General features: G+C 65.0%; 8 protein-coding genes. 2 read left to right on the forward strand and 6 right to left on the reverse strand.

All coding sequences use genetic code 11. The annotated features are described in order from the left end of the window. The 3 genes from L995_RS08695 to L995_RS08705 form a co-directional block, all read right to left on the reverse strand. Positions 1 to 456, reverse strand: a 456-nt coding sequence (locus tag L995_RS08695) for an Hpt domain-containing protein (RefSeq protein ID WP_047471032.1), incomplete at its 3' end; no start/stop codon positions are given. Positions 457 to 495: 39 nt separating this feature from the next. Further along, positions 496 to 858, reverse strand: coding sequence for a response regulator (locus L995_RS08700; protein ID WP_016449331.1), 363 nt, complete (start codon positions 856 to 858; stop codon positions 496 to 498). A gap of 52 nt (positions 859 to 910) precedes the next feature. Continuing rightward, positions 911 to 1357, reverse strand: coding sequence for a hypothetical protein (locus L995_RS08705; RefSeq protein WP_016449330.1), 447 nt, complete (start codon positions 1355 to 1357; stop codon positions 911 to 913). A gap of 119 nt (positions 1358 to 1476) precedes the next feature. On the opposite strand from L995_RS08705, the gene L995_RS08710 reads away from it, so the two are divergent. Together L995_RS08710 and L995_RS08715 are read left to right on the forward strand one after the other, a co-directional pair. Then, positions 1477 to 2625, forward strand: a complete 1149-nt coding sequence (locus L995_RS08710) for a hybrid sensor histidine kinase/response regulator (protein WP_016449329.1) — start codon at positions 1477 to 1479, stop codon at positions 2623 to 2625. Positions 2626 to 2664: 39 nt separating this feature from the next. Then, positions 2665 to 3294 (forward strand): response regulator, encoded by a 630-nt coding sequence (locus tag L995_RS08715; RefSeq protein ID WP_016449328.1) that lies wholly within the window; start codon positions 2665 to 2667, stop codon positions 3292 to 3294. A gap of 48 nt (positions 3295 to 3342) precedes the next feature. Here L995_RS08715 and fliR read toward each other — a convergent pair whose 3' ends face one another. Genes fliR through fliP form a run of 3 tightly spaced genes read right to left on the reverse strand, consistent with a single transcriptional unit; the run spans position 3343 to position 5159 of the window. Beyond that, on the reverse strand, positions 3343 to 4113 hold the full coding sequence (gene fliR, locus L995_RS08720; protein WP_012202582.1) for a flagellar biosynthetic protein FliR: 771 nt from the start codon (positions 4111 to 4113) through the stop codon (positions 3343 to 3345). Positions 4114 to 4142: 29 nt separating this feature from the next. Further along, a complete protein-coding gene (gene fliQ, locus L995_RS08725) occupies positions 4143 to 4412 on the reverse strand; it encodes a flagellar biosynthesis protein FliQ (RefSeq protein ID WP_012202581.1) in 270 nt (89 codons plus the stop codon). A gap of 24 nt (positions 4413 to 4436) precedes the next feature. Then, positions 4437 to 5159, reverse strand: a complete 723-nt coding sequence (gene fliP, locus L995_RS08730) for a flagellar type III secretion system pore protein FliP (RefSeq protein ID WP_082001520.1) — start codon at positions 5157 to 5159, stop codon at positions 4437 to 4439. Positions 5160 to 5166: the final 7 nt, after the last annotated feature.

Raw genomic sequence — 5166 nt, forward strand, 5'->3', positions numbered from 1 at the left:
CCGCGTGGCGGCTGTTGCAGGCACGGCACTGCGGCCTTCTGCCAACATCTCGATGCGCGCCACCAGATCCGTGGTGGACAGGGCCTCGCCCTCGTTGCCGGCCTGGTGGCGTGCCAGCAGGCTGCGGCTGGCATCGGCCGACTCCAGCAGCACGTCGACCATTTCCGGAATCGGTGTGATCTCGTGCCGGCGCAGCCGGTCGAGCAGCGACTCCATGCGGTGCGTCAGCTCGGTCACATCGGCAAAGCCGAAGGTGGCCGCGCCGCCCTTGATCGAGTGCGCGCAACGGAAAATGCCGTTGAGCTCCTCGTCGTTGGCCGCCGACAGATCCAGATTCAGCAGCATCTGCTCCATCTGGTCGAGGTTCTCGGCCGCTTCTTCGAAGAAGATTTGATAGAACTGGCTCAGGTCGAAGTCTGCGCCCGCTCCTGCCCCATCCTGGTGTAGATCCGCCATCTTTGGTCCTGCTGTTTCCTGTTGCCCGTACTTATCGGCTCAACGCATTACTTTCTGAATGACTTCGATCAAACGGTTCGGATCGAAGGGCTTGACCAGCCAGCCCGTGGCGCCCGCAGCGCGTCCGGCCTGCTTCATCTGGTCGCTGGATTCGGTGGTGAGAATGAGAATGGGCGTGTTCTGGAACTTCGGGTTTTCGCGCAGCTTGCGCGTCAGGCCGATGCCATCGAGGCGCGGCATGTTCTGGTCGGCCAGCACCAGATCGACTTGTTCGAGCTGGGCCTTTTCGAGCGCATCCACGCCGTCCACGGCCTCCACGACGCGAAATCCCGCTCCTGCGAGGGTGAACGCCACCATCTTTCGCATCGAGGGGGAATCATCAACAGCCAGAATCGATCGCATGTATAGCTCCAACAGACGGGCAATAAAAGGTGGATGGGTGCATGGTCAGCGGTCAGAACAGTTCGACCGAGCCGGCATCCATCTCGCTTTGCGTGACGGGATTGGGCCGGTCGGGTATCGCCGGCAGGCCCAGGGAATCGTCCTCTCCCTCGTCCACACCCATGGTGGCTGCGGCCAACTGGAACGCGCAGCCTTGCAAAATCTTCGTAATATGGGCGATCAGTTGGGAGGACATGTCGTGAAACTGCAACTCGGTCACCGCCAGCCTCAACGTGGACCGGGCGGCATCGAGCTGGGGCAAGGCGGCTAGCGCCTCGCCGGCCAGCTGGCCGTGGGTCTCGTCGAAACGGTCCAGCAGGTTCTGCGTTGCGTGATTGAGAAGGCCTTCCAGGCGCTGCAGATCGCGCATCGCCACCAGCAAGGCATCCTGCAGGTCTGCGGCCACCATGACGGGCATGGGAACGGCAGGCTCGCCCGAAGGCTTGTGCATTGACTGCATTGTTACTCCACCACCAGCGTTTCAGCCCAACGTGCGCCGTGCCTTGCAGCACGGCCAACCCTTGTCAATCGTTCACGGGAATGCCGCGCATCCCTTGGTGTACACGACCATTTGCATTTATGTTCCAAAATGTATCTCATGATAGCGCCCCCGGGGATGCCAGACCACCGCACAAGCCCTTGCGCATACTGCACATCGAGGATTCCGCCGCCGACCAGGCGCTGGCGCGGCTGAGCTTGCTGCGCGGCGGGCTGGTCTGCGAGATTGTCGTGGTCGACACGCTCGATGATGCCGCAGCTGCGCTGCACAACCAGGCATTCGACCTCATCCTGGCCGACTACCACCTGCCCGGCTTCACGGCGCTGGATGCCTGGGAGCTGGTTCGCCGCCAGCCCGGGCATCCGCCCTTCGTGCTGCTGTCCGGCGCCATCGGCGAGTCGGCCGCCGTGGATGTGATGCGCGAAGGCATCAGCGACTATCTGCTCAAGGACCACATCACGCGCCTGCCCCATGTGGTCTCGCATGCGCTGGAAGTGCACGAGGCCCGCCTGGCACGCCGGCGCGCGGCGGCCGAGCTGGCGGCGTCCGAGCGGCGCCTGGCCGACCTGACCGAGCACCTGCAGACCTCCACCGAGCGCGAGCGCGCCAGCATCGCCCGCGAGATCCACGATGACATCGGCGGCTCGCTGACCTCGGTGAAGTTCGACGTGGCCTGGATCGCGCGCAATGCGCCCGAGGGCGGGCTGCGCGAGCATGCGCTGGCTGCGCTGGAGATGCTGGAGCACGCGCTGGGCGCCAGCCAGCGCATCATGATGAACCTGCGCCCCCCCGTGCTGGACCAGGGACTGGTGGCCGCCGTCCAGTGGCTTGCCGAGAATTTCGAGCGCCGCACGGGCGTGCCCACCCGGGTGCGCAGCAGCCGCGAAAGCATGGACATCGCGCCCGACATCCAGGTGGTGGCCTACCGCACGGCCCAGGAGGCGCTGACCAACGTCGGCAAATATGCCCAGGCGCGCCATGTGGACATCGATCTCTCCGACCGCGAAGGTTTTCTCACGCTGGAGGTGACGGACGACGGCGTGGGCCTGGCCGACGGCGCCCGCGACAAGCCCGAATCCTTCGGCCTGCGCGGTCTGGGCGAGCGCGCGCGCACCGTTCGGGGCTGGCTGGATGTCAGCAGTCAAGCCGGACGCGGAACCTCGGTCATCGTCTCCATTCCGCTGGACGATGGCGGCGCTTGCCCTAATATCCCGGGCAATGAATGCTGAACGCCATGGCGGCGTGACCCTTTTTCCAGGAGGCCGACTTTGATCCACGTGGTGCTGTGCGACGACCATGCGGTGCTGCGCCGGGGCATCCGCGACACCCTGGCCGAGGCAGTGGACATCAGCGTCACCGCAGAAGCAGGCAGCTATGCCGAGCTGCGTGAACAGCTGCGCACCGCCGCCTGCGACGTGCTGCTGCTGGACATCAACATGCCCGGCCGCAGCGGCCTGGAGGCCCTGGCCAGCGTGCGCGAGACCCATCCGCTGATCAAGGTGCTCATGGTCTCCATGTACCCCGAGGACCAGTACGCGCTGCGCTGCCTCAAGGCGGGCGCCCAGGGATATGCCAACAAGGCGGGCGATCCGATGCTGCTGATCGAGGCCGTGCGCACGGTGGCCACGGGCCGCAAGTACCTGACGTCCGAAGTGGCCCAGATGCTGGCCGACAGCCTGGCCCAGCCCGCACCCCAGGTGCCGCATGAAAGCCTGTCCGAGCGCGAGCTGCAGACGCTGATCAAGATCGCGGCCGGGCAGCGGCTGACCGACATTGCCACCGAGCTGATGCTCAGCCCCAAGACCGTCAGCGTCTACCGGGCGCGCGTGCTGGAAAAACTGCAGATGAGCAGCAACGCCGAACTCACGGCCTACGCCATCCACAACCAGCTGATCTGAGGCTTTTGCGGCCGGCAGAGCGGAAAATCTGTTGTTTTTCACAACTGCTTACATTGAGGTGCCAAACACCGCGATGCCGCGCTGCAGCAAGGCGACCAGGGGCTGCTCGAGCAGCGGCAGCGTGGCCATCAATCCCGTCAGGCCCACGGTGAGCGTGACCGGGAAGCCCACGGCATAGATGTTCATCTGCGGTGCCACGCGCGAAATGATGCCCAGCACCAGGTTCACGAACAGCAGCATGGCGACCATGGGCAGGGCGATCCAGAAGGCGCTGGCAAAGACCGCCGCCCCCATCTCGTGCAGCCGCATCTGGTTGATGGCCTGCAGGAAGCTGCCGTCCACAGGAAACGCCTCGTAACTCTTGAGCACGGCCATCAGCACCAGCAGGTGTCCGTTGATGACGATGAACAGCAGCGTGGAAATCTGGACCATGAAGCGCGCCACGGCGCTGAGCTGGGCATTGGTCGTGGGATCGAAGAAGCTGGCGAAGTTCAGGCCCATCTGCAGGCCGACCACCTCGCCCGCCACCTCCACGGCGGCAAACACCAGGCGCACGGCAAAGCCCACGGCCAGTCCCACGCCGACCTGCTGTATCAGCGTCCCCAGCGCCTGCGGCGAGTTGATGCCGATCACGGGCTGATCGCCCAGCACGGGCTGCGCGCACACCGCGACCAGGAAGGCCAGGCCGATCTTCAGCCGCATGGGAATGACGCGCTGCGAGAACACGGGAGCCACGGAAAACATGGCCAGCACGCGCAGAAACGGCCAGAGAACTGGCGACAGCCAGGCCACCAGTTGGGCTTCGCTGAAGGTGATCACGGCGGCGTTTCCTGCGCGCGGCGAAGGGCTCAGCCCACCGCCTGCGGAATGGTCTCTATGGTGCGGCGGATGAAATCCACCAGCGTGCTCAGCATCCACGGACCGGCAATGGCAAACACCAGCACGGCGGAGATGAGCTTGGGCACGAAGGCCAGCGTGGCCTCATGCACCTGGGTCACCGCCTGGAAGACACTGACGGCCAGGCCCACGGCCAGCACCACGCCCAGCACGGGCATGGAGATCATGAGCAGCAAGGTCAGTGCCTCGCGGCCGAAGGTGAGCACGTATTGGGAGGTCATGGAAGGATTTCCAATAAAACGGGACTAGACGGCGAAGCTGGCCGCCAGCGATCCGATGAGCAGGTTCCAGCCATCGGCCAGCACGAAGAGCATGAGCTTGAACGGCAGGGCCACCAGCACGGGCGACAGCATCATCATGCCCAGCGACATCAGGATCGAGGACACGACCATGTCGATGACCAGGAAGGGGATGAAGATCATGAAGCCGATCTGGAACGCCGTCTTCAGCTCGCTGGTCACGAAGGCCGGCACCAGCACGCGCAGCGGCGCGGTCTCTGCGGTGACGCCGGCTTCGAGCTTGGCCAGGCGCGCGAACAGCGCAAAGTCCGACTGGCGCGTCTGCTTGAGCATGAAGTCGCGCATGGGCGCCTCGGCCTTTTCAATGGCCTGCTCGAAGGTCGCGGCATTCGTGGTGTAGGGCACATAGGCCTCCTGGTACACGCGGTCCAGGGTGGGTCCCATGACGAACAGCGTCAGGAACAGCGACAGGCCGATGATCACCTGGTTGGGCGGCGCCGACTGCGTGCCCAGCGCCTGGCGCATCAGCGACAGCACGATGACGATGCGGGTGAAGCCCGTCATCATCAAAAGGATGGCCGGCAGGAACGACAGCGCCGTGAAGAACAGCAGGGTCTGGATGGGCACCGAAAAACTGGTGCCACCGCTGCCCTGGCCGATGACCAGCGGCAGGCTGGCGGGCGCGCCCTGCGCCCAGGAGGCCAGGGGCGTGGCGCAGCACAGCGCCAGCGCTGCG

The organism is Delftia sp. ZNC0008 (assembly GCF_000799035.1).
Taxonomy (GTDB): Bacteria; Pseudomonadota; Gammaproteobacteria; order Burkholderiales; family Burkholderiaceae_C; genus Comamonas; species Comamonas tsuruhatensis.

What these genes read in the sequence shown, in the direction of transcription:
- L995_RS08700 (WP_016449331.1), bottom strand. Translation starts at nt 858, where the DNA reads ATGCGATCGATTCTGGCTGTTGATGATTCCCCCTCGATGCGAAAGATG.
- L995_RS08705 (WP_016449330.1), bottom strand. Translation starts at nt 1,357, where the DNA reads ATGCAGTCAATGCACAAGCCTTCGGGCGAGCCTGCCGTTCCCATGCCC.
- L995_RS08710 (WP_016449329.1), top strand. Translation starts at nt 1,477, where the DNA reads ATGTTCCAAAATGTATCTCATGATAGCGCCCCCGGGGATGCCAGACCA.
- fliQ (WP_012202581.1), bottom strand. Translation starts at nt 4,412, where the DNA reads ATGACCTCCCAATACGTGCTCACCTTCGGCCGCGAGGCACTGACCTTG.